Source organism: Pseudomonas sp. D47, from assembly GCF_045447305.1.
Lineage (GTDB): Bacteria > Pseudomonadota > Gammaproteobacteria > Pseudomonadales > Pseudomonadaceae > Aquipseudomonas.
The window spans coordinates 33856-58108 of record NZ_JBJGXU010000036.1 but is presented as its reverse complement, the minus strand read 5'-3'; the positions used below and the strand labels follow the sequence as shown (position 1 = coordinate 58108).

At 61.1% G+C, this 24253-nt stretch carries 23 protein-coding genes; 12 read left to right on the top strand and 11 right to left on the bottom strand.

Translation table 11 applies throughout. The features are described 5' to 3' along the window. Nucleotides 1–161: 161 nt before the first annotated feature. The 3 genes from dnaQ to ACI77I_RS21325 all read right to left on the bottom strand — a co-directional run bounded on the left by dnaQ (nt 162) and on the right by ACI77I_RS21325 (nt 2280). Nucleotides 162–902: a DNA polymerase III subunit epsilon gene (gene dnaQ / locus ACI77I_RS21335; RefSeq protein ID WP_176463026.1), complete on the bottom strand. Its 741-nt coding sequence runs from the start codon at nt 900–902 to the stop codon at nt 162–164. Nucleotides 903–982: 80 nt separating this feature from the next. Further along, nucleotides 983–1435, bottom strand: coding sequence for a ribonuclease HI (gene rnhA / locus ACI77I_RS21330; RefSeq protein ID WP_010171667.1), 453 nt, complete (start codon nt 1433–1435; stop codon nt 983–985). An 86-nt stretch (nt 1436–1521) separates the two neighbouring features. Next, nucleotides 1522–2280, bottom strand: coding sequence for a methyltransferase domain-containing protein (locus tag ACI77I_RS21325; RefSeq protein WP_094953853.1), 759 nt, complete (start codon nt 2278–2280; stop codon nt 1522–1524). A 65-nt stretch (nt 2281–2345) separates the two neighbouring features. On the opposite strand from ACI77I_RS21325, the gene gloB reads away from it, so the two are divergent. From gloB to ACI77I_RS21290, 7 genes are all read left to right on the top strand, one after another. Then, a complete protein-coding gene (gene gloB / locus ACI77I_RS21320; RefSeq protein WP_406998327.1) occupies nt 2346–3113 on the top strand; it encodes a hydroxyacylglutathione hydrolase in 768 nt (255 codons plus the stop codon). A gap of 98 nt (nt 3114–3211) precedes the next feature. Continuing rightward, the gene (locus ACI77I_RS21315) at nt 3212–4624 is read left to right on the top strand and encodes a transglycosylase SLT domain-containing protein (protein WP_263274939.1); all 1413 of its coding nucleotides are present in this window, start codon (nt 3212–3214) and stop codon (nt 4622–4624) included. A gap of 255 nt (nt 4625–4879) precedes the next feature. Continuing rightward, nucleotides 4880–6709 carry an extracellular solute-binding protein gene (locus ACI77I_RS21310; RefSeq protein WP_094953759.1) on the top strand — a complete coding sequence of 610 codons (1830 nt, stop codon included), beginning with the start codon at nt 4880–4882 and terminating at the stop codon, nt 6707–6709. Further along, the gene (locus ACI77I_RS21305) at nt 6706–8538 is read left to right on the top strand and encodes an extracellular solute-binding protein (RefSeq protein ID WP_406998326.1); all 1833 of its coding nucleotides are present in this window, start codon (nt 6706–6708) and stop codon (nt 8536–8538) included. The genes ACI77I_RS21310 and ACI77I_RS21305 overlap by 4 nt, the downstream gene beginning before the upstream one ends. After that, nucleotides 8539–9612, top strand: coding sequence for a microcin C ABC transporter permease YejB (locus ACI77I_RS21300; protein WP_094953757.1), 1074 nt, complete (start codon nt 8539–8541; stop codon nt 9610–9612). A 1-nt stretch (nt 9613) separates the two neighbouring features. Further along, nucleotides 9614–10633, top strand: coding sequence for an ABC transporter permease (locus ACI77I_RS21295; RefSeq protein WP_094953756.1), 1020 nt, complete (start codon nt 9614–9616; stop codon nt 10631–10633). A gap of 1 nt (nt 10634) precedes the next feature. Beyond that, a complete protein-coding gene (locus ACI77I_RS21290) occupies nt 10635–12248 on the top strand; it encodes an ABC transporter ATP-binding protein (protein ID WP_406998325.1) in 1614 nt (537 codons plus the stop codon). An 822-nt stretch (nt 12249–13070) separates the two neighbouring features. On the opposite strand, the gene ACI77I_RS21285 is transcribed toward ACI77I_RS21290, so the two are convergent. The 4 genes from ACI77I_RS21285 to ACI77I_RS21270 are packed head-to-tail and all read right to left on the bottom strand — an operon-like array spanning nt 13071 to nt 15763. After that, nucleotides 13071–13790 (bottom strand): alpha/beta hydrolase, encoded by a 720-nt coding sequence (locus ACI77I_RS21285; protein ID WP_406998324.1) that lies wholly within the window; start codon nt 13788–13790, stop codon nt 13071–13073. Between the two features lie 12 nt (nt 13791–13802). After that, a complete protein-coding gene (cobF, locus tag ACI77I_RS21280) occupies nt 13803–14558 on the bottom strand; it encodes a precorrin-6A synthase (deacetylating) (RefSeq protein ID WP_094950229.1) in 756 nt (251 codons plus the stop codon). 45 nt (nt 14559–14603) lie between these two features. After that, nucleotides 14604–15158, bottom strand: coding sequence for a histidine phosphatase family protein (locus ACI77I_RS21275; RefSeq protein ID WP_094950228.1), 555 nt, complete (start codon nt 15156–15158; stop codon nt 14604–14606). A gap of 53 nt (nt 15159–15211) precedes the next feature. Next, on the bottom strand, nt 15212–15763 hold the full coding sequence (locus tag ACI77I_RS21270; RefSeq protein ID WP_406998323.1) for a DUF4865 family protein: 552 nt from the start codon (nt 15761–15763) through the stop codon (nt 15212–15214). 93 nt (nt 15764–15856) lie between these two features. Here ACI77I_RS21270 and ACI77I_RS21265 point away from each other — a divergent pair, with 93 nt between their 5' ends. After that, nucleotides 15857–16732: a LysR family transcriptional regulator gene (locus tag ACI77I_RS21265; RefSeq protein ID WP_406998322.1), complete on the top strand. Its 876-nt coding sequence runs from the start codon at nt 15857–15859 to the stop codon at nt 16730–16732. 52 nt (nt 16733–16784) lie between these two features. Here ACI77I_RS21265 and ACI77I_RS21260 read toward each other — a convergent pair whose 3' ends face one another. The 3 genes from ACI77I_RS21260 to ACI77I_RS21250 are packed head-to-tail and all read right to left on the bottom strand — an operon-like array spanning nt 16785 to nt 20871. Next, on the bottom strand, nt 16785–18113 hold the full coding sequence (locus ACI77I_RS21260; RefSeq protein WP_406998321.1) for an MFS transporter: 1329 nt from the start codon (nt 18111–18113) through the stop codon (nt 16785–16787). Nucleotides 18114–18156: 43 nt separating this feature from the next. Then, nucleotides 18157–19689, bottom strand: coding sequence for a class I adenylate-forming enzyme family protein (locus ACI77I_RS21255; protein ID WP_406998320.1), 1533 nt, complete (start codon nt 19687–19689; stop codon nt 18157–18159). Between the two features lie 3 nt (nt 19690–19692). Continuing rightward, entirely contained in the window at nt 19693–20871 is a 1179-nt protein-coding gene (locus ACI77I_RS21250; protein WP_242155687.1) for an acetyl-CoA acetyltransferase, read from the bottom strand. Nucleotides 20872–21000: 129 nt separating this feature from the next. On the opposite strand from ACI77I_RS21250, the gene ACI77I_RS21245 reads away from it, so the two are divergent. After that, complete coding sequence (locus ACI77I_RS21245) at nt 21001–21588, top strand: LuxR C-terminal-related transcriptional regulator (RefSeq protein ID WP_406998319.1); 588 nt, start codon at nt 21001–21003, stop codon at nt 21586–21588. Nucleotides 21589–21595: 7 nt separating this feature from the next. On the opposite strand, the gene ACI77I_RS21240 is transcribed toward ACI77I_RS21245, so the two are convergent. Beyond that, entirely contained in the window at nt 21596–22114 is a 519-nt protein-coding gene (locus ACI77I_RS21240; protein ID WP_406998318.1) for a LysR substrate-binding domain-containing protein, read from the bottom strand. On the opposite strand from ACI77I_RS21240, the gene ACI77I_RS21235 reads away from it, so the two are divergent. From ACI77I_RS21235 to mntP, 3 genes are all read left to right on the top strand, one after another. Continuing rightward, a complete protein-coding gene (locus ACI77I_RS21235) occupies nt 22079–22657 on the top strand; it encodes a CoA transferase (RefSeq protein WP_406998317.1) in 579 nt (192 codons plus the stop codon). The genes ACI77I_RS21240 and ACI77I_RS21235 overlap by 36 nt on opposite strands. Next, complete coding sequence (gene scpB / locus ACI77I_RS21230; protein ID WP_094950221.1) at nt 22654–23436, top strand: methylmalonyl-CoA decarboxylase; 783 nt, start codon at nt 22654–22656, stop codon at nt 23434–23436. The genes ACI77I_RS21235 and scpB overlap by 4 nt, the downstream gene beginning before the upstream one ends. Before the next feature lie 210 nt (nt 23437–23646). Next, nucleotides 23647–24210 carry a manganese efflux pump MntP gene (gene mntP / locus ACI77I_RS21225; RefSeq protein WP_094950220.1) on the top strand — a complete coding sequence of 188 codons (564 nt, stop codon included), beginning with the start codon at nt 23647–23649 and terminating at the stop codon, nt 24208–24210. The last annotated feature ends 43 nt before the right edge of the window (nt 24211–24253 follow it).

Below are 24253 nucleotides of genomic sequence, written 5' to 3'. Positions count from 1 at the left end.
TGGCTGTAAGAGCGGAACCATACGAAGCCGTTACCGCAGCAACGGATATGTACCCACCGCCCCCGCGACAACCAAAGAATTCAACCCATAAAAAGATTTGTAGATACCTATGGCTATCGCAAGCAAGCCAGCTCCCACCGTTTGATCAAGTTCAGCCGATCTTATTGCTGCGTCAGCTGCGACCACAACGCCGGCGCACCGGCCGACTTGGCAATCGCTTCCAACCGCGTCGCATGCTCAGCCAAATCCTGCTCACTGGCACGAATGATCGGAGTGGGCTTGCGATCCGCCGGCAGACGGCGAATTTCCGAAGGGCGGTTGCCTGAACCTTCCGCCGAGCCGTTGCCGTCAGAGGCATTACCCGCCAGGGACAGACTGGTCTGCCCCCCGGTCATGGTCAGGTAAACGTCGGCCAGAATCTCGGAGTCGAGCAAGGCGCCGTGCAGTTCACGACCGGAGTTGTCGACACCGTAGCGTTTGCACAAGGCATCCAGGCTGTTGCGCTGGCCCGGGTGACGCTCACGGGCCATCATCAAGGTGTCGAGGATCGAGCAGTGCTGGGAGATATCCGCACGATCCTTCTGCCCCATCAGGGCAAATTCGTTATTGATGAAACCGACGTCGAACGCCGCGTTGTGGATGATCAACTGCGCGCCGTTGATGAACTCGAAAAACTCGTCGGCCACTTCGGCGAAGCGCGGCTTGCCCTTGAGGAATTCGTCGGTGATGCCGTGGACGCCGATAGCGCCTTCGTCACTGTCACGGTCCGGTTGCAGGTAGACGTGGAAGTGGCGACCGGTAAGGCGCCGACCCATCAATTCGACACAGCCGATTTCGATGATCCGGTGACCATCGGTCACCGGCATGCCGGTGGTTTCGGTATCGAGTACAACAGATCGGATGGCCATCAGGGTTCAGCTCTCAACGGTGGTATGCAGTGTGGTGTGAATCAAGGGGCGCGATGTTAACACGTGAGTCGCCATCAGCTCTGCTTGTAGCCCCGCACATCATCCACACCCCGGTTGGCCAACTGGTCGGCGCGTTCGTTACCTGGGTGGCCGATGTGCCCGCGCACCCATTTCCAGGTGATGTTATGGCGGTTGCATTGCTCATCGAGCAGTTGCCACAGGTCGGCATTTTTCACCGGTTCCTTGGCGGCAGTTTTCCAGCCGCGCTTCTTCCAATTGACCATCCACTCGTTGATGCCTTTCATCACGTATTGCGAGTCGGTCACCAACAGCACGTCACAGCGGCGCTTGAGTTCTTCCAGCCCACGAATGGCGCCCATCAGCTCCATGCGGTTGTTGGTGGTGTTGGCTTCGCCGCCCCACAACTCCTTCTCCACGCCCTTGCACACCAGCAAGGCGCCCCAGCCGCCGGGGCCCGGGTTGCCCTTGCAGGCGCCATCGGTGAAGAGTTCTACGCTATCGGTCATCGGTTGCATCCATCAAAACGGGCTGGCGGTAATGGACCGACAGTATCCCGAGGCCGAAAGACTCGGCCGGTAATCAAAAAGAGTTTTTACGGTTCGCTTTGCTTGCGATTGACCTTGGCCATCGGCATCGGCACCAGCTTGCCCATAGGTTGGCGCAGCACCTGGCGTACCGGCCGCAGCCCGACCACGATCTTGCGTGCCACCAACAAATAGAAGCCGCCACCCGACAGTTGCCAGGCGCCCGCCCGGCGTTCCCACCCGGCCAGACGGCCTTGCCACTTGGTCGACGCAAGCGGCGGACGATAGCACCCGAAGCGGCGTTTCTCCAGCGCAAAGCCCAGCAGGTTCAGCCAGTCGCCTACCCGCGAAGGCGAGATACAGCGCGCCTGGCGCAGGGCGTCATGGGCGAATACATGGCGCAGGCCCCAACTGCTCCAGGGGTTGATGCCGATAATCAGCAAATGGCCACCAGGGCGCACACTGCTTGCGGCTTCGCGCAGCAAACCGTGGGGCGACAGGCAGAAATCCAGGCCATGCTGCAACACCACCACGTCGGCGGCATGCTCGCTCAAGGGCCAGGCCTGCTCCTCGCACACAATCTCGACGCCCGGCAACGGCGCACCGAGGCGCACGTTACGTTGCACCTGGGGCGCAGCAGGCGGCGTTTGGGCCGATGGGCCGTAATGCACCAGATAGCCACCAAAGAACCGGCCCAGCTCGTCTTCGAGCATGCGCCGCTCTTCGTCCAGCAAAAATTGCCCGATGGGCCCGGACAGCCACTCACGGGCTGCGCTGATCAGGGCCAGCCACTCAGGATCGGCCTGGGCGAACGCTTTATCAGTCATTGCATTCTCCAACTCGCCTAGACGTTCTAAGATGCACCAATGTGTTCAGCTTGGCGAATCGAAGAATGATACAGATCAGTGCCCTACCCGCGTTCACCGACAACTACATCTGGTTGTTACAGGACCCGCAAACCCAGCGCTGCGCCGTGGTCGACCCCGGCGATGCCGCGCCGGTGCTGGCCTGGCTCAAGCAGAACCCGCAGTGGAGCCTCAGCGACATCCTGATCACCCACCATCACCATGATCATGTCGGCGGCGTCGAGCAACTGAAAAGTGTTACTGGCGCCAAGGTCTACGGCCCGGCGAACGAGAAGATCCCGGCTCGGGACGTCGCCTTGCAAGATAACGACCGTGTCACCGTATTGGGCCTGGACTTCGACATTTATAGCGTGCCGGGCCACACCCTTGGGCATATCGCCTTTTACCACCTGGGCCTGCTGTTCTGTGGCGACACGCTGTTTGCCGCCGGTTGCGGACGACTGTTCGAAGGCACGCCGGAACAGATGTACACCTCGCTGGAACGCCTCACCGCGTTGCCTGCCGAAACACTGGTTTACTGCACCCACGAGTACACACAAAGTAACCTTAAATTCGCCCAGGCCGTGGAGCCGGATAACACCGATATCGCCGAGCGAGTGGAAGCCGTCAAGCAGCTGCGGGCTCGCGGCGAAATCACGCTGCCGTCCAACCTGGCCCTGGAAAAACGCACTAACCCTTTTCTACGTACCGCTGAAACATCCGTTAAACAAAAAGCAGACGAACGGAATGGGCGCGATAACCGCTCTGGGGCCGAGGTGTTTGCTAGCTTGAGGGCATGGAAAGATAAGTTCTAACAGGATGCAATCTGATACGAAATTTCTGAATGGTTGACCGGAACCAAAGCGCTTTCTAGAATCGCCCGACATTTTTGCCCGGAACTTACTTCCAGCCAATGTCGTCATCTATTCGTAATTCCATTTCTTCAGACGCATTGACCCGCCTGGCTCAAGCCGTGGCGGTGGCTGTGTCCGCTACTCTGGCGGGCTGCCAATCGACTAATTACGCTGCACAATCCACCGTGCAACCCAAACCCAATCTTGCCGTCAAGATCAAGCAAAAACCTATTTGGCTATCAGAGAAGCCCAGCCCCGAAGTGCCCCAGGATGTCTGGGAACGCATGCGACGGGGCTTTCAATTGCAGGACGGCTTAGGTGTCAACCCACGCATCGAGCAACAGCGTTTGTGGTTCGCCAGCAACCCGTCCTTTTTGGAGAACGCCGGAGAACGCGGCAGCCTCTACATTCATTACATCGTCGAACGCCTTGAAGAACGCAACATGCCCCTGGAGCTGGCGCTGCTGCCAGTGATTGAAAGTGCCTACAACCCAATGGCCTATTCGCGCAGCGATGCAGTCGGCTTGTGGCAGTTCATCCCCTCCACCGGGCGCTACTTCAACCTGCGCCAGACCCGCGCCTATGACGGCCGCCGCGACATCACCGCCTCCACCACCGCCGCCCTGGACTATCTGACGCGTCTGCATGACATGTTCAACGGCGACTGGCTGCTGGCCCTGGCGGCCTACAACGCCGGCGAAGGCACGGTCAGCCGGGCCATCGAGCGTAACGAGAAGCTCGGCCTGCCCACTGACTACTGGAACCTGCCCCTGCCCCAGGAAACCAAGGACTACGTGCCCAAGTTCCTGGCGCTGTCTCAGGTGGTACTGGCCCCCGAGGCCTACGGCGTCAACCTGAACCCGATTGCCAACACACCGTACTTCGAAGTGGTTGAAGTCAAGCAAAGCATGGACCTCTCACGGGTTGCCGCGCTGGCTGAAATCGACGAAGACGAGCTCTTCCAGCTCAACCCGGCCTTGAAACAACGCACTACACTCGATGGCCCCCAGCATTTGCTGGTGCCGAGTTCCAAGGCGCAACTGCTCACTAGCACCCTTTCGACGATGAAGCCGGAAGAATTGCTGGCGATGCGCCCTAAAAAGCAGGTATTCGACGAAGTTGAGACCACGCGAGTGGCCGGGCGCACCCGCAACTACAAGGTGCGCAATGGCGACAACCTCACGTTGATCGCCAAGGCGAACAAGGTCGATGTGCATGACCTGCAGCGCTGGAACAAGCTCAACGGCCAGGCCCTCAAGGTCGGCCAGACCCTGGTGATGCAAGACACGCGCAAGCTGGTGGCCAAGGCCGGCGCCAAGAAGCCGGTGCAGTACAAGGTCAAGAAAGGCGACTCGCTGTACATCGTCGCCAAGCGCTTCAACGTTGAGATGCAACATCTCAAGCGCTGGAACCCGCGCACCGGCCAGGCGTTGAAACCTGGGCAGATGCTGGTGGTTTCCGGGCCAAGATAAACCTCTGCGCAAGCAGGCTTGCTGTGGCGAGCTGGCTTGTGTGGGAGCTGGCTTGCCTGCGATAGCATCACCCTGGTGCCCCTGATACACCGCGTTGCCTGCATCGCAGGCAAGCCAGCTCCCACATTTGTTCTCCACACAGTTCAATACCTTAGCAGCCCCCAAGCGGGGTGTTTTCAGCAGCCTTTTTCCAACCGGAACAAGCTGTTACTGTACCGATCATAAAGCCCAAGCCGCCTGGATCGGATCTCTGACTTGAAGCGTCCCCTCCTTCTACTAATAAGTCTGGCCTTGAGCTTTGGTGCGAACGCGACGATTACCGAGAGCCACGGTTACACGCAGTTCGGCACGCTCAAGTACCCGGCCAAATTCACCCACTTCGATTGGGTAAACCCTGCAGCGCCGAAAGGCGGGACATTGCGGGTCATGGCATTTGGCACCTTCGACACGCTCAACCCGTACACCTTCAAGGGCTCAAGCCCGGTGTCCACCCCCAATTTCCTGCAATACGGCGTCAATGAGCTGAACGAGCCCTTGATGGTCGGCACCGGCCAGTACGCGCCGTCCGGCGATGAGCCCACCTCCAGTTATGGGCTGATTGCCGAGTCAGTGGAGTACAGCGAGGATCGCAGCTGGGTGGTGTTCAACCTGCGCCCACAAGCGCGCTTCCACGATGGCAAACCGATCACCGCCTACGACGTGGCGTTTTCCTATCGCACCTTGCTAACCGAAGGCCACCCGCAGTACCGCACCAACCTGCAGGAAGTGGCGCGGGTCGACATCCTTAGCCGCCACCGTATCCGCTTTGTGTTCAAGCGCGCCGGCAACCCGTTGCTGATCCTGCGCCTGGGCGAACTGCCGGTATTGCCCCAGCACTATTGGAAAAACCGCGACTTCAAGGCCACCACCTTCGAACCGCCTTTAGGCAGCGGGCCGTACCGCATCACCCAGGTCACCCCTGGGCGGCAGTTGGTGTTCGAACGGGTCAAGGATTACTGGGGCAAAGACCTGCCGGTCAACCGGGGCTTCTACAACTACGACAAGGTCGAAGTGGAGTTCTACCGCGACAGCGACGTGGCCTTCGAAGCCTTCAAGGCCGGCGAATTCGATATCTATATCGAACACCAGGCCAAGAACTGGGCCACCGGCTATAACTTCCCGGCGGTCAACCGGGGCGAAGTGATCAAGGCGCAGATCGCCCACCAGATCCCGACCCAGAGCCAGGGCCTGTTCATGAACACGCGGCGGCCAACCTTCGCCCAGACCAAGGTGCGCGAAGCCTTGGGGTTGATGTTCGACTTTGAATGGACCAACCGCACCCTGTTCAGCAGCGCCTATAAGCGCACCTTGAGTTACTACCCCAACAGCGAGTTTTCCGCGACCGGCGTGCCGGTGGGCCATGAATGGCTGATGCTCTCGCCGTACCGCGACCAGTTGCCGGCCAACCTGTTTACTCAAGCCTTCAGCCTGCCGCAGACCGACGGTCGCGGTATCCCACGCGAGACCCTGCGCCGCGCCCTGGCCTTGTTGGGCGAAGCCGGCTGGAAGCTGTCGGGGCAACGCCTGCTCAACAGTGACGGGCAACCGCTGCGCTTTGAAATCCTGCTGGTCAACCCGAACTTGGAGCGCATCCTGCAGCCGTATGTCGAGAACCTGATCAGCATCGGCATCGACGCGCGCCTGCGCACCGTTGACCGCGCGCAATACAAGCAGCGCCTGGATCAGTTCGACTTCGACATGATCCTGATCACCCTCAACCAGACCTTGAGCCCCGGCCTTGAACAGTGGCAGTACTTCCACTCAAGCCAAGCCGCGATCAAGGGCAGCAAGAACTACGCAGGCATCGCCAACCCGCTGGTCGATCGCCTGCTGGAGCAACTGCTGGCGGCGCAAACCCGCGAAGAACAATTGGCCGCCGGCCGCGCCCTCGACCGAGTGCTGCTGTGGCAGCACTACAGTATTCCCAACTGGTACCTCAACTATCATCGTTTGGCGTACCGCAACCGGTTCGCCTTTGTCACCACGCCGCCCTACAGCCTGGGCCTGAGCGCATGGTGGCTGAAAGCTTCGGAGAAAGCCCAATGATGTATTTACGCCGTGCATTACTCGCCAGCCTGTTGCTGTGCAGCGCGGTCAGCGCCGCGCCGCAACACGCGCTGACCCTCTACAACGAGCCGCCAAAATACCCCGCCGACTTCAAACATTTCGACTACGTAAACCCCGACGCGCCCAAGGGCGGCACCTTCCGCGAATCGAGCATGGGCGGCTTCGACAGTCTCAACCCTTACATCAGCAAGGGCGTGCCAGCGGACAACCTGCCGCTGATCTACGACACCCTGGCCATGCAAAGCCTGGACGAGCCCATCACCGAATACGGGCTGGTGGCCGGCAAGATCGAGAAAGCCCCGGACAACAGCTGGGTGCGGTTCTACCTACGCCCCGAAGCGCGCTTTCATGATGGCCACCCGATCCGCGCGGAAGACGTGGTGTTCACCTTCCAGGCGCTGATCAAGGATGGCTCGCCGCTCTACCGCACCTACTACGCCGACGTCGACGAAGTGGTGGCCGAAGACCCGCTGCGGGTGCTGTTCAAGTTCAAGCGCACCAATAACCGCGAACTGCCGCTGATCCTCGGCCAATTGCCGGTCTTGCCCAAGCATTGGTGGGCCACCCGCGACTTTGCCAAGGGCAACCTGGAAATACCGCTGGGCAGCGGGCCTTACAAGGTCGCCGAGGTCAAGCCCGGGCGCATGGTGCGCTACGAGCGGGTCAAGAATTACTGGGCCAAGGACCTGCCAGTGACCCAAGGTTTCTACAATTTCGATAACCGCATCACCGACTACTACCGCGACAGCACCGTGTCGCTGGAAGCCTTGAAGGCCGGGCAATTCGACTACTGGCTGGAGTTCAGCGCGAAGAACTGGGCCAACGCCTACAACATTCCGGCGGTGGCCCAGGGCCGGTTGATCAAGGAAGAAATCCCCAACGGCAACCCGACCGGCATGCAGGGTTTTGTGTTCAACACCCGCAAGCCGATGTTCCAGGATGTGCGGGTGCGCAAGGCGATCAGCCTGTTGCTGGATTTTGAGTGGAGCAACAAGCAGCTGTTCAACGGCGCGTACACGCGCACCCGCAGCTACTTTGAAAACTCAGAAATGGCCGCCACCGGCCTGCCCGGCCCGGATGAGCTGGCGATTCTGGAGCCGTTTCGCGACAAGATCCCCGCCGAAGTCTTCACCCAGGCGTACGCGCCTGCCAAAACCGACGGCAGCGGCATGATCCGCACCCAGCAGCGTGAGGCCTACCAGTTGTTGCAAGAGGCCGGCTGGAAGATCGTCGACGACAAGATGGTCGACACCACCGGCAAACCGGTGACCATCGAGTTTCTGCTGTCCCAGACCGAGTTCGAGCGCATCCTGCTGCCGTTCAAGCGCAACCTGGCCGACCTGGGCATCAACCTCGTCATTCGACGCGTTGACGTTTCGCAGTACATCAACCGCCTGCGCTCGCGCGATTTCGACATGCTGGTGGGCAGCTTTGCGCAATCCACCTCGCCGGGTAACGAACAACGCGAGTTCTGGGCGTCTTCCAGCGCCGACAAACCCGGCAGCCGCAACTATATGGGGCTCAAGGACCCGGCCGTCGACCAGTTGGTCGAAGAGCTGATCGACGCCAACTCGCGTCAAAGCCTGATCGCCCACGCCAAGGCCCTGGACCGCGTATTGCAGTTTGGCTATTACGTGATCCCCAACTGGCACATCAAGACCTTCCGCGTGGCGTACTGGGACCACTTGGGGCACCCCAAAGTCTCGCCGCGCTACGACGTCGGCACCTCCACCTGGTGGGCCAAGCCTGACGTGAAACCTGCCGTTACCCTGGACACGAGCGCCGACCCGGCGAGCGGAGGCGATTAAATGCTGGCCTATATTGTTCGCCGCCTGTTGCTGATCATCCCCACGCTGTTTGGGATTTTGCTGATCAACTTCATCATCATCCAGGCCGCTCCCGGTGGCCCGGTGGAACAGATGATCGCCAAGCTCGAAGGCTTTGAAGGCGCCACCAGCCGCATCGCCGGTGGCGGTGCCGAAGTCTCGGTGGCCGGCTCCAGCTACCGTGGCGCCCAGGGCCTGGACCCCGCGTTGATCAAGGAAATCGAGAAGATGTACGGCTTCGACAAGTCGGCGCCGGAACGCTTGTGGATCATGGTCAAGAACTACGCCCAGTTGGATTTCGGCGACAGCTTCTTCAGAGACGCCAAGGTCATCGACCTGATCAAGGAAAAGATGCCGGTGTCGATCTCCCTCGGGTTATGGAGCACGCTGATCATGTACCTGGTGTCGATCCCGCTGGGGATCGCCAAGGCCACGCGACACGGCAGCCACTTCGACGTGTGGACCAGCTCGGCAATCATCGTCGGCTATGCGATCCCGGCGTTCCTGTTTGCGATCCTGCTGATCGTGGTGTTTGCCGGCGGCAGTTACCTGGACTGGTTTCCGTTGCGCGGGCTCACCTCGAACAATTTCGATGAGCTGAGCTGGAGCGGCAAGATCTTCGATTATTTCTGGCATTTGGCCCTGCCCGTCACCGCACTGGTGATCGGCAACTTCGCGACCATGACCCTGCTGACCAAAAACAGCTTTCTCGACGAGATCAACAAGCAATACGTGGTCACCGCCAAGGCCAAGGGCCTGACCAACCACCGCGTGCTCTACGGCCATGTGTTCCGTAACGCCATGCTGCTGGTGATCGCCGGCTTCCCCTCGGCGTTTATCGGGATTTTCTTCACCGGCTCGTTGCTGGTCGAAGTGATCTTCTCCCTCGACGGCCTGGGCCTGATGAGCTTTGAAGCGGCGATCAACCGTGACTACCCGGTGGTCTTCGGCACGCTGTTTATCTTCACCTTGCTGGGGCTGGTGGTGAAACTGATCGGCGACCTTACCTACACCCTGGTCGATCCGCGTATCGACTTTGCCAGCCGGGAGCATTGAGATGAACTTATCCCCCCTCAATCGCCGCCGGTTCGAGCGGTTCAAGGCCAACAAGCGTGGCTGGTGGTCACTGTGGCTGTTCCTGATTCTGTTCGTGCTCAGCCTGGGCGCAGAGCTGATCGCCAACGACAAGCCGCTGGCCGTGCACTTCGACGGCGGCTGGTACTTCCCCGCGCTCAAGCGCTACCCGGAAACCGCGTTTGGCGGCGAATTCCCGCTGGAGGCCAACTACAAGAGCCCGTACATCCAGGAACTGCTCAAAGCCAAGGACGCCTGGACGCTGTGGGCGCCGGTCCCGTTCAGCTACCAGAGCATCAACTACGACCTCAAAGTACCGGCGCCGGCCCCGCCCTCCTCTGTCAACCTGCTGGGCACCGATGACCAAGGCCGCGATGTACTGGCGCGGGTGATCTACGGCTTTCGCGTGTCGGTGCTGTTTGCCCTGACGCTCACGGTGCTCAGCTCGATCATCGGCGTGATCGCCGGGGCCTTGCAGGGCTTTTACGGCGGCTGGGTCGATCTGGCCGGGCAGCGCTTCCTGGAGATCTGGTCCGGGTTGCCAGTGCTCTATTTGCTGATCATCCTCGCCAGCTTCGTGCAGCCAAACTTCTGGTGGCTGCTGGGCATCATGCTGCTGTTCTCGTGGATGAGCCTGGTCGACGTGGTGCGCGCCGAGTTCCTGCGCGGGCGCAACCTGGAATACGTGCGTGCGGCGCGGGCGCTGGGCATGCAAAACGGCGCGATCATGTTCCGGCATATCCTGCCCAATGCCATGGTGTCGACCATGACCTTCATGCCGTTCATTCTCACCGGCGCCATCGGCACCCTCACCGCCCTGGATTTTCTCGGCTTCGGCCTGCCAGCCGGCTCACCGTCATTGGGTGAACTGGTGGCCCAGGGCAAATCCAACCTGCAAGCGCCGTGGCTGGGCATGAGTGCCTTTGCCGTACTGGCGATCATGTTGAGTTTGCTGGTGTTTATCGGCGAGTCCGCTCGCGATGCCTTCGACCCGAGGAAATGAGATGAATCAGGACAATCTGATCGAAGTCCGCGACCTCTGCGTCGAGTTCGTCACCGGCGAACACCACCACCGCGTGGTCAACAACGTCAGCTTCGATATCAAGCGCGGCGAAACCCTGGCCCTGGTCGGCGAAAGCGGCTCGGGCAAATCGGTCACCGCCCACTCGATCCTGCGCCTGCTGCCCTACCCGCTGGCCCGTCATCCGGCGGGCACCATCAGTTATTCCGGGCAAGACCTGCTGACCCTCAAGGAAAAAACCCTGCGGCATATTCGCGGCAACCGCATTGCGATGATCTTCCAGGAGCCGATGACCTCGTTGAACCCGCTGCACTGCATCGAGAAGCAGATCAACGAAGTGCTCGGCCTGCACAAAGGCCTTACCGGCAAAGTCGCCACCCGGCGCACTCTGGAATTACTCGAGTTGGTGGGCATCCCGGAGCCGCACAAGCGCCTCAAGGCCCTGCCCCACGAGCTGTCCGGCGGCCAGCGTCAGCGGGTGATGATCGCCATGGCCCTGGCCAACGAGCCGGAACTGCTGATCGCCGACGAGCCGACCACGGCCCTCGACGTCACGGTGCAATTGAAGATTCTCGAGTTGCTCAAGGAGTTGCAGGCGCGGCTGGGCATGGCGTTGTTGCTGATCAGCCATGACCTGAACCTGGTGCGGCGCATCGCCCATCGTGTGTGCGTAATGCAGAAGGGTTGCATCGTTGAACAAGGCGATTGCGAGACGCTGTTCCAGGCGCCCCAACATCCTTACACCCAGGAATTGCTGGCGGCTGAACCCAGTGGTGGGCCTGCGACCAATGAGGTCGGGCCGCCGTTGCTGGAAGTCGATAACCTGAAAGTGTGGTTTCCGATCAAGAAGGGCTTTTTGCGTAACACCGTGGATTACGTCAAGGCGGTGGACGGCATCAATTTCAGCCTGCCCCAGGGCCAGACCTTGGGCATCGTCGGTGAGAGTGGTTCGGGCAAATCCACCCTGGGCCTGGCGATTTTGCGCTTGATTGCGAGCACTGGTGGGATTCGCTTTGAAGGCCAGCAACTGGACCGGCTTAGCCAGCAACAGGTGCGGCCGTTGCGGCGGGAAATGCAGGTGGTGTTTCAGGACCCGTTCGGCAGTTTGAGCCCGCGGATGAGTGTCAGCGAGATTGTTGGCGAGGGGTTGCGGATTCACAAGATGGGCACGGCTGTTGAGCAGGAAGCGGCGATTATTGCGGCGCTGCGCGAGGTTGGGCTGGACCCGGAGTCGCGGCATCGTTATCCGCATGAGTTTTCCGGTGGCCAGCGGCAGCGGATTGCCATTGCTCGTGCGTTGGTGCTCAAGCCACGCTTGATTTTGCTGGATGAACCGACGTCGGCGTTGGATCGAACGGTGCAGCGGCAGGTGGTGGAGTTGTTGCGCAGTTTGCAGGCCAAGTACAACCTCACCTATCTGTTTATCAGCCATGATTTGGCGGTGGTCAAGGCGCTGAGTCACCAGTTGATGGTGGTCAAGCATGGGCAGGTGGTGGAACAGGGGGACGCGGCGGCGATTTTTGCTGAGCCGCAGCATGCTTATACGCGGCAGTTGTTGGAGGCGGCGTTTTTGGTGCCTGCTGGGGTTGGCGGTTGACCTTGTACATATCCGTTGCTGCGGTATTGGCTGATATTGGTTCCGCCCTTACGGCGGGTCACTTTTGAAAGAGCCCAAAAGTAACCAAAAGGCTCTTGCCCCACCACTCGGCACCTCGCCTAGGCTCGGTGTGCCCTCACTCCGGCTTTGGAGCGGGGGCCGCCGCCATGGGCCATCCTTGGCCCATCGCGGCTAAACCGGCGTCCTGCCGGTTTACCCCCGCTCCAAAGCCTGCGTTCGGCCAGCGTGGTTTAACGGGGCGCCTCAGATCAAGATCAAAAGCAAGAGCACGGCGGCCTAGTAGCCGACCTGAGTGGTTGAAGCAAATCAAAAGCAAAACCGAGGCGGCCTGACAGCCGACCTGATCTCTGAAACTGAACTCAATCAACTGTGGGAGCGGCGGTGCGACGACTCGACTTGCTCGCGAAGGCGGTGGGTCAGTTACACATGAGCTGGCTGAACCACCGCCTTCGCGAGCAAGCCCGCTCCCACAGTGGGATCTCATTACATCAGCTAGATGTGGTGGTGCTCTGCTTCTGTCCTGCTTTTGCTTCTACCACTCAGTGCTCTTGCTTTTGATCTGACAGGCCCCGTTAACCACGATGGGCCAAGGATGGCCCATCGCGGCGGCCCGCGGATTCAAGCCTTCACTCTGGCATGCCGAGCTTAGGCGAGGCTCCGAGTGGTGGGGCAAGAGCCCTTTTGGTTACTTTTGGCTGGGCCGGCATTCCGGGCGTTTGCCAAAAGTGACCCGCCTAAGAGCGGAACCCTAAGCCGCCGTTACCGCAGCAATGGATATGTACCCACATCTACCAACCACGCTTACTCCAGGCTTTTCTCCAACCAAGCCTTCAAATCCTGCACTTCCACCTCACTCACGGTATGCGGCATCCCCGGATACCCATGAAACTGTGGCGTCAACCCAAGCCCCACCAAAATTTCATTCGCCCGCGTTGCTGAAGCATACGGCAGAGCCTGGTCCAACGTACCGTGGCCAATAAAGATCGCCAACTTACCCAATGATCCGCTGGGTTTGAGCTCAGCCCTGAGCACCGGCAACACACTGCCGCTCAACGCCGCGATCCCACGCACCAACTCAGGCTTTCGCAAGCCCACCTCGTAAGACATGATCGCACCCTGGCTGAACCCCACCAGGAACACCCGATCACTCTGAGTGTGGTATTTGGCCGTGGTCTTTCCCACAAAGTCTTCGATCAGCTTGGCGCTGCGTTGCAAGTCGGCGGTCTCACCGTCGTAATCACCGCCCCCCGGGGTCTTGGTAAACCAGCGATAGCCATGCGGGTCCACCGGCATCGGCGCGCGCGCTGACAGGTAGGTCCAGGTCGGCGGCAGCGCGTCCTTGATGCCAAACAAGTCTTCCTCGTTGCTGCCAAACCCGTGCAGGAAAATCACCAACGGCTGGTTACGCGCATCGCCCTGGGTCTGTTCCAGGTACGACAACGGCAAATCAGTGTGCAGCGTGGAGTCGGCGTGGGCAGCGCCAGCCACCAGGGTCAGTGCCAGGGCAAACAGTTTGAACATGGGGAAGCGACCTCAGGGTTTGCGCAACAAATAAGTGTCCATGATCCAGCCATTTTCCAGGCGCGCCGCCTTGCGCACCCGTTCGATTTCTTCAGCCACGTCACTGACTTTGCCGCTGATAAGGATTTCGTCCGGCGTGCCCAAGTAGGCGCCCCAGTAGATATCCAGGTCCTGGTCGGCCACCGTGCGGTAGGCATCGTCAGCGTCGAGCATCACCACCAAGGTATCGGCATCACTCGCCTGCCCCGCCGCCAACCGACGCCCGGTGGTGATCTCGATGGAACGGCCGATGCGGTTCAGCGGCACTTTGTGCTGGGCCGCAAGGGCCTGCACGCTGGTGATACCGGGGATCACTTCAAACTCAAACGCGCAGCGGCCGCTGGCGAGGATCGCCTGCAGGATGCGGATGGTGCTGTCGTACAGCGCAGGGTCGCCCCAGGCCAGGAAAGCGCCGACTTCACCGTCGGCCATTTCCTCGTTGATCATGCGCTCGAAGGTCTGCTGCTTGTCGCGGTTAAGGTCCTGCACAGCGGTGGTGTAGTCGATATCGCCGCGCACGCGCTCGGGGCAGTCGGCCTCGACGAAACGGTAACCGGGCTCAGTGATGTAGGTCTGGCAGATCTCGCGACGCAGGTCGATCAGCTTGTCTTTGCTCTGGCCCTTGTCCATCAGGAAAAACACGTCAGTGCGGTTCAGCGCCTTCACGGCCTGCATCGTGATGTAGTCAGGGTTGCCGGCGCCAATGCCGATGATCAGGATGCGTTTCATGGGTTGCTCTCGTTGCGGGGCGTGGATTTTGCCATGTTCACGCGCTCAAGCGTGAGTTTCCAGGCGCAGGCGCCAGACGTTGTTGAAGCGCAGTTCGGTGCTAGACAGCGGCTCGACGTCGATCAGGTAGAACATCGAGATCGGGAACTGCAAGACGTACAGCATCGCGGCGCGAATCACAAATGGGTGCGTGATGGCGACGACATGACCGGGCTGGGTTTCGAGGGATTTCATCCACTGCGCAACGCGGGCGCAAATCTGCTCCACCGACTCGCCGCCGTGGGGCGCGCTGGTGCTGTCGGTCATCCAGGCCGTTAACGCGTGGTTGTCGATCTCGCCGATGACCTGGCCTTTCCAAGCGCCAAAATCACCATCGCGCAGGGCGTCTTCGATCTGCGCGTTCCCGCCGAACAAGCCCGCTGTCTGGCGGGCTCTGGCCTCTGGCCCGCACACCAGGCGCGGGCTTTTCTTGAAGCGGCCGGCGAGGGATAACACCGCGCTTTGCCAATCCATTGCGACGGATTCGTCATCGGGAAACCGCGCCTGCTTTTGCGACGAGGTAGCGGCATGGCAGATCAGTGTCAAACGCGTGGCAGGCAACGCAGAGTGCTCCGAAGACGAGAATCAAGCCTGCAAGACTGGCCCAGTTAACGCTATCGCGCAACGCCTCGCGCCAGATAGAGCACCTGGTAGCCCGTTCCCAGGTGGTCCATCTCCAGCACCTTCGCCGACAAGGTAAACCGCACCAGACGCCAAGCCTGCACATCCAGCGCCAAGAAGACCGCGAACGTATCACTGTTATCCGCCAGCTGCTGATTGCGCCGTTTTTCCTCGGCCAGTATCCCGGCCCGATCCGCCCCAGGCTCCAACGGCCACTCCTGGCGGTACAGACTCAACGCGTTCTGCGCCGGCCCACGCTGCACATCCAACGGCAACCAGCTCTCGATGTGCGGGCGGCCGAAGCTGTCGAGCACCTTCTGAAAACGCTCCCCGAGTAAAAAATCAGCAGCCTGCAATGGATCGGCCCACAGGTACACCGAGGCATACACATTACCCTGCGCTTGCCCGCGCTCCTGGGCGATGAACGCCTTGAACAACAACCCCTCGGTGTGATCCCACAAAGGCCCTAACTGCGCGGCGCGCCGGCGAATCACGCCCATGTCGTAGTCGGCAGGCAAGCGGTGTGAATACTGTTTGGCAAACATGGCAAAGCTCCCGTGCAAGATGAGGTTTGAGCTTGCGCAGCAGCGATGATTTCAACAAGATATGGCCAGATATATGTGCGATAAGGATTTGATATGGCTGATGCGCTCAAACCCCTGGATATTGACACCGTCCAAGCCTTTGTCCTGGTGGCCGATTTCGCCAGTTTCACCCGCGCCGCCGAAGCGCTGGACACCTCCCAGGCCGCCATCAGCCTCAAGCTCAAACGCCTGGAAGAACGCCTCGGTTATCGCCTGCCGGAACGCACGCCGCGCCATGTGCGTCTGTCGCCCCAGGGTGAGCAATTCATCGTGGCCGCCCGCGCCCTGCTCAATGCCCATGAACGCGCACTCGGCGACATGGGCACACACGCACCACGGCGCTTGGTGATCGGCATCAGCGACCACGTGGCTGGGCCGGACTTGCCCACGTGGCTCAGCCGCCTCGCCGCCTACGACCCATTGGTGATACTCGAAGTGCGCATCGCCTCGTCCCGCGGCCTGGTCGCCGCATTCGACCGCAATGAGCTGGACGCGGTGATCGTACGCAATGAAGGCGACCGCCAGGACGGCGAAGTGTTGGCAGTAGAACGCTTCGGCTGGTTTGCCGCACCCACCTGGCAACACAGCAGCGGCACCCCGCTGCGCATGGCGACCATGGCCGCGCCCTGCGGCGTTCGACATTTGGCGGTAAGGGCCTTGGATGCGGCACGTATCGACTGGACTGAAGTGTTTGTCGGCGGTGGCGTAATGGCGGTGGGCGCCGCGGTGAGCGCCGGGCTGGGCGTCGCCGCCCTCGCCCATCGCGTGGCCCCGGCCGGGGCGGTGGACGTGAGCGAGCAATACGGTTTGCCCGCATTACCCGTCAGTGAGGTGGTACTGCATAGCCGGATCAGTGATGCACGGTCCCGCGAAACAGTGCGCGCGTTGAGCGCAACGTTTCGCGGCGTATGGTCATGCCTTCCTTGTTGATCAATGATAGGCGCCTGAAACAACGTAGCCGGTTTTTCCACCCCTTATTCGATCAGGATGCAGGTGCCAACACTGCCCCCGCTGGCGCCACCACCGGGCTGCCACTGGCGACAAAATCTTCCTTGCGCAACACCACCAAGGCAATCAGCGACACTACGCCCGTGGCCACGTAGAAATACCACGGTGAAGTGATGTCGCCGGTCACCTTGATCAGCCACGTGGAGATCAGCGGCGCGCTGCCGCCAAACACCGCGACCGGCACGTTGTACGCCACGGCAATCCCGGTGGAGCGGATGCGCGTCGGCAGCAGCTCGCTCATCAGCGCGTAGGTGGATGAGGCGTACAGCCCGAACAGGATCGCCACCGCCATCAACGGCGCGAAGAACGTCGCAGGTGTGGCGGTGGGCGCTGACTTGAACAGCCAGAACATCGCCAACGTAGCCAAGGTGCCGACCACCATCAGGAACGGCTTGCGTCCGTATTTATCGGTGAACGCACCGCCAAACGGCATCACGAAGGCTGCCGAGAAACTCGCGACGAATACGTAGAGCAACGTGGTGCCGCTGTCGAACTTGAGAATCTTGGCCATGTAGGTCGAGGCGAAGGTCAGCACCAGATAGAAGATCGAGCTGTGCAAGGTGATGATAAAGAACACCAGGGCGATAGCGCGCTTCCACTGCCAAACTTCGCGCAACGGTGCGCGGGAGGTCTGGCCGGTGCGTTGCAGGGCCAGAAACTCCGGGCTGTCTTCGAGCTTGAGGCGGATGTACATGGAGATAAAGCCCAGCGGCGCGGCGATCAAAAACGGTATGCGCCAGGCCCATTCCTGCATCACCTCGGTGCCGAGAATCCAGGTCATGCCATTGGCCACGGCGCCGCCCAGCAGCAGGCCGAGTACGGCGGTGACCATCAGCCAGCACGTGGCAAAGCCGCGTCGGCCGGGGCCGGCGTATTCGGAGATGAAGCTGGTCACCGTGCCGATCTCGCCACCCGCCGAGAAACCCTGCACGCAGCGCACCAGGATCAGCAGGATCGGCGCGGCGATACCCAGGGTTGCGTAGCTCGGCAACAGGCCGAGCATGACGGTGGAACCGGTCATCATCACCAGCGCCATGATCAGGGTTTTGCGGCGACCAATCTTATCCGCCAGCGGGCCGAAAAACAGCCCGCCTAATGGCCGGATAAAGAAACTCAGTGCGAACGCGGCAAAGCTGGCCAGCAGGCTGGTGGTGGGGTCATCGGAGACGAAGAACGCCTGACCGATGTACACGGCGAGAAAGCCGTACACGCCGTAGTCGTACCACTCGATCAAATGGCCGGAGGTGGCACCGAGAAATGCACGGCGGCGTTTGCGGACCGTGTCTTGCGCTTGATTGCCCATCGAAGGGACTCCTTGTCTTGTTATCTGTCCATGAAAAGCGGGGCTAGGTAAGCGCGGCGATACTCGCTGCTTTCAGCCAATGCCGCAAGTCGGTTTTGAGGATTTTGCCGTAGCTATTCTTGGGCAATTCATTACGGAACAGGTACTTCTTGGGTTTTTTGAACGAAGCCATGCGTTGCACAAACCAGGCGCTTAGTTCGGCTTCGTCGAGTGTTTGCCCGCCGCGTGTCACCACAAACGCCACCACCGATTCGCCCCACTGCGCATCCGGCTCACCGACCACACACACCTCGAACACCTCGGGATGCTGCGCCAGCACTTCCTCGACTTCACGCGGGTACACGTTGCTGCCGCCGGTGATGATCACGTCCTTGGAGCGATCCGTCAGGGTCAGGTAGCCGGCCGCGTCGAGAAAGCCGATATCGCCGGTCAACAACCAGCCCTCCACCAAGGTCTGGCGCGAGGCTTCGGGGTTGCGCCAGTAACCCTGCATCACCGTGGCGCCGCGCACGGCAATTTCGCCGCGCTCACCCGTCGGCATCGGCTGGTGCTGTGCGTCAAGAATGCGGATTTCGACACAGGATTGCGCGTGCCCCACCGAGGCAGCCAGGGTTGCCCAGCCTGCGCGCTGGCGGTCGGCAATCAGCGAGCGTGGCAGCACACTGATGGTCATCGGGCTTTCGCCTTGGCCGTAGATCTGCACCAGGCGCGGGCCGAAGGTGTCGACGGCCGCGCACAGGTCAGCCAGGTACATCGGGCCGCCGCCGTAGACGATGGTCTTGATGCCTTCGCCGCCGTAACCCTGGCGGCGGGCCTGTTCGACCATGCGCTTGACCATGGTCGGCGCGGCAAACAGCGAGACATTCCCCAACAGGGCGGCCAGCCCGAACAGCTCGGCGGCGTCGAAACCGCCGGAGACCGGCACCACATGCCGCGCGCCGCAGCGCACATGAATAAAGTTATACAGCCCGGCGCCGTGGGACATCGGCGCGGCATACAAGGCCGCGTCGTCGGGGCTGACCGGGTCCACATCGGTGGGGTAACACAGCGACATCGCGATCAAGTTGCCGTGGGACAGCATCACGCCCTTGGAACGCCCGGTGGTGCCGGAGGTATAGAACAACCACGCCAGGTCCTGGTCCTGGCGCGGTACCGGTTGTTCCAAGGTCGGCCAGCCACGGGTCGGCGGCAGCGTGTGCCCGTCCAGTTCCTTGCAGCGTTGGGGCAAATCCCGCGACGAAAACACCTGGCCGCCGTCGGTAAAGATCAGGCGGGCCTCGGCGTTGTCCGCGATCCATGCTGCTTCCGATGGATGCAGCTTGGCGTTGATCGGCACAGCCACCGCGCCCAGCCACCAGATGGCGTAGAGCAATTCGAGGTAATCACAGCTGTTCTTCATCAGCACCGCCACCGCATCACCCGGTACCAGACCGTGTTGATCCACCAGGTGCGCGGCGCGTTGGCGCACATGGGCGGCAAAGGTGGCGTAGTCGGCCACTTGCCGCGTGCCCTCGAATAGCGCCGGGCGATGCGGGTCGCGGCGCTGGGTGTCATGCAGCCAGTTGGCGATGTTCATGGTTCAGCTCCTGCGCGCGTGCAGGACCGAGGCGTAGTTGGCCACGGCCATGCCGCCCATGTTGAACACCAGACCGAACTCCGGGTTGGGCACCGACAGGCCGATCGGCTCGCCGGTCAACTGGCGGAACGCCAAGGCATGCATCGACACACCAGTGGCGCCCACCGGATGCCCCTTGGCCTTGAGCCCACCGGAAAGGTTCACCGGCAGCCGCCCGCCCGCGCGCACCACGCCGCTGTCGAGCACGCGATGGCCCTCACCTTTGGGCGCCAGGCCCATGGCTTCGTATATCAGCAGTTCGGCGATGGTGAAGCAGTCATGCACCTCGGCGAAACTCAGGTCGGCCAGGGTGATATTGGCCCCGCGCAGCGCCGAGTGAATCGCCCGTTGCGGGCCTTCAAAGGCCAGGATGTCGCGCTGGGCGATGGGCAGGCAGTCGTTGACTTGCGTCATCGAGCAGATCTGCACATCCCGGCGAAACGCCCGCGCGCGCTTGGGCGAGGCAAGGATGATCGCGGCGGCGCCGTCGCTGATCAGCGAGCAATCGGTGAGGCGCAGCGACTCGGCCACAAACGGGTTGCTCTTGGACACATTGTTGCAGTGCTCAAAATCCATCACCCGGTGCATCTGCGCCAACGGGTTGGCCATGGCATTGGAGTGGTTCTTGGTGGCGATGGCCGCCATCGAGCCCAACGGGCAGTGGTAGCGCTCGGTGTATTGGCGTGCCGCACGGCCAAACAGTTGTGGGAAGCTCAAGCCGGCTTCGGCCGGATCGTTCTGATAGCCGGCGCCGGCCAGGGCCTGGGTGACCTCAGCAGTGGACGTGTGGGTCATCTTCTCGGCGCCCACCACCAGCACCAGTTCGGCGCTGCCGGAGAGGATCGCGTTAATCCCCGCCTGGATCGCCGCGGAGCCGGACGCGCAGGCGTTTTCACAACGGGTGGCCGGCTTGAAGCGCAGGCCAGGGTCGGCCTGCAGCAGCAAGGACGAGGCAAAGCCGTCAGGCACCAGCCCCGAGTTGAAGTGGCCAAGGAACAACGCATCGATTTCTGACGCATCAATAGCCGCGTCCGTCAGGGCTTCGCGGGTGACCTGCACGATCAGGTCTTCAAGGGTGGTGCCTTCCAGGCGACCAAAGCGTGAGTGACCGGCGGCAACAATGGAGACGCAATCAGCTGGCATAATCAATTTCTTCTGTTTTTGGTGCGAAGATTACCTACAATGACGCACCGCCGGGCAGTCGCCAATTCGTGTAACTACTTACATGGATAAGTAGCCCAAGGTGAGAAAAGCAACGAGGCAGGATGCCCAATGAACGCGTTTGCACAGCAACTCCAAGATATCGAGCGCCTGGCGTTCCAACTGTCCCCTGCCCCGCAACTGGTCACCAACAACCGCGTGATCATCGACTGCAACGAAGCCTTCTTGCAGTTGTTCGGCTATGCGCGCGACGCCTTGCTCAACCAACTGACCCTGCTGATCTACCCGTCCCAGGCCGACTACCACGCCATCGGCAAGCGCAGCCACGACTGGCTGCTCGACAGTAAAAACGGCCGTTACTCCGACGAACGCTTCATGCAGCACAAAAACGGCGAAGTGTTCTGGGCCAAGTCCCACGGCTACACCCTGACGCCCAAAGACCCGTTCAAACTGATGATCTGGCACTTCGAACGCCTGGACCGCACCCACCAAGGCACCGGCGACCTCACGCCACGGGAGCGGGAAGTGGCGATGCACATCGTCAACGGCCTCAAATCCAAGGAAATCGCCCAACGCCTGACAATCTCCCACCGCACGGTGGAGGTGCACAGGGCGCGGCTGATGAAGAAACTTGAGGTCAAAAACAGTGTGGAGTTGGTGTCGAAGATGATTTTCGTTGGCGGACGTGCCTGGTTATAGCCAGGCATTACCCGGCCGCCGCCCAGCCCTGTTGCGGCTCAAACCCTTCGAACAACTCCAGGATCGTCCCCTTGACCTTCTGCACGGCGTTGCTCTGCACCGCCGTATTCGGCCCGCACAACGACAGTTTTCGACTGAATAAACGGTGATCAATCCGGGCGAGCTTGAGCGATTGCTGCGCCAGTTCAACATACGCCGCCGCCCACGGCAGGATGGTCACGCCAAGCCGCGCCAGCACCGCCGAGAACAACAGGTCGGTGGAGTTGGCTTCAAACTCCACGGCAAACGGCAACCCGGCTCCCTGCATGGCCGATTCGACGCGGCTGCGAGGGTGCGCGCCAGCGGCATGGCGAGCATCCGCGCGGTGCTCGACGGCATGCCGGTATAAGGTCTGGCCGGCCGCGGTGGGCACCACGCCCTGGGCGCTGCGTTCAAGCAGCTGCATGCCCATGTCCTGCTCCAGGTTGCGCAGCTGCTGGCTGATCGCCGGTTGGGCAATGAGCAACGCCGTACTGGCAAAGCCCACGCGGTGATTGCGCCTTACGGTGTGTTCCAGACCCTGGACGGCCCCCTGAACCTGGCGCCGATCACCTCGGCCATATGGGGCCGGTTGTGTGTGCTGCTGGACTTGCCCGAGCTGCCGGGCGACCGGCGTTTTATCAGCAATGAAGCCCGCGTGGAGCGTCGCGATGAACTGAACGCTATTCTGGAAAGCCGCCTCAAACCCTGTACCAAACGCGACTGGAGCGAACGCTTTATCGCCGCCGGCTTGCCCGCCGGCCCCATCAATACGCTCGATGAAGTATTCGCCGACCCGCACGTGCTGCACAGCCGGTTGACCCAAACGGTGGAGCATCCCACTCTGGGCACCGTGCGCCAAGTGGTGGCGCCGGTGTTCAGCGCAGCCGAATCGAGCAGCGCACTGCGGCCACCGCCGCTGCTCGGCGAGCACAGCGTTGAGGTGCTGCAACAAGCCGGTTTTGCACCGGCCTCGATCCAGTCCCGGCTCAACGCCTGCGTGCTTTTCCAGGCCCCCGAATTTGATAGCCACACAGGAACCGCATCATGACGGTCAACGTTTCACACACTCTCATCGACAAGCGCATTGCGCGCCTGACCTTCAGCAACCCCAGCCAGCGCAATGCCCTTAGCGCGCAACTGCTCGACAGCCTGGATGAGCGCCTGATCGCCCTCGCCGCCCAGCGCGTCGGCGTGGTAATACTCGGCGCCGACGTCGGCCAGACCGTGTGGAGCGCCGGCCACGATATCGGCGAAGTGGCCCGCGACCGCGACCCCGTGGCCTACGGTAAACCGCTGGAACGCGTACTGCGGCGCATCCGTGCCTACCCCGGCGTGGTCATCGCCTTAATCTCGGGCTCGGCCTGGGGCGGCGCCGTGGACCTGGCCATGAGTTGCGACATGGTGATCGCCGACCACAGCGCCAGCTTCGCCATGACCCCGGCCAACATCGGCCTGCCCTACACCACCAGCGGCCTGCTGCGTTTCTTCAACAACTTGCCGATTCATGTGCTCAAGGAAATGTTCTTCTGCGCCCAGAAACTCGACGCCGAACGCGCCGAACGCTTCGGCGTGATCAACCGACTGGTGCCCACCGACGCCCTGGAAGCCACCGCCCTGGAATACGCCCAAGGCATCGCCGCCAAGGCCCCATTGGCGATTCAGGCAGTGAAAGAGCAATTGCGCATCCTCGAAGACCTGCAACCGATGCCCGTGCACGCCATGGAACAAATCGCCGAGCTACGCCGCCAGGCCTGCGCCAGTGCCGACTTTAGTGAAGGACTGGCAGCGTTTGCCGAACGGCGCCCAGCGGTATTTGAAGGGCGTTGATGGTTTTTTCATAGTTGATCGTCTATGCTGCGGCCCTTCGTTGGGGAGTAACCGGCTTCTGACCTGCTCAGAAGCGTTCGTATCAACATATTCGGCAACCTGCCGTGGTACGAACACCGTTGTGGTTGGTGAGACCAGCGACACATCCATGCCTAAAGTCGGGCGTGTGGTTGTGTCGTTGACTCATATAGCCCGACTGGAAGCCTCACCGTGAACCCTATTTCCCTTATCCTTCTTGCCTTGGCCATGTCCACGGACGCCTTTGCGGCGGCCATCGGCAAAGGCTCCAGCCTGCACAAACCCCGCTTTATCGAAGCCCTGCGCGTCGGTTTGATCTTTGGTGTGATCGAAGCCATCACGCCCATGATCGGCTGGGCCATCGGCCATGCCGCGACCCGCTGGGTCGAAGACTGGGACCACTGGATCGCCTTTACCCTGCTGGTCGCGCTGGGTTTGCACATGATTTACAACGGGCTCAAGGTGGACGATGACGAGGTTGAGAAACCGACGCAGCACTCGTTCATGATCCTGGCTGTCACTGCCTTTGCTACCAGTATTGATGCGCTGGCGGTGGGCGTAGGCTTGGCGTTTGTCGACGTGAATATCCTGGTGGCTTCGGCGGCTATTGGTCTGGCAACCATGACCATGGTGACCATCGGCATGATGCTTGGGCGGGTGCTGGGTACAGTGGTGGGCAAGCGCGCTGAGATGGTGGGTGGCGTGGTGTTGATGCTGGTGGGTGCGACTATTTTGTATGAGCATCTTTCGGCCTGAAAAAACACAAGCACCCGCAACGCCGAGGCCGGCTGGCAGTCGA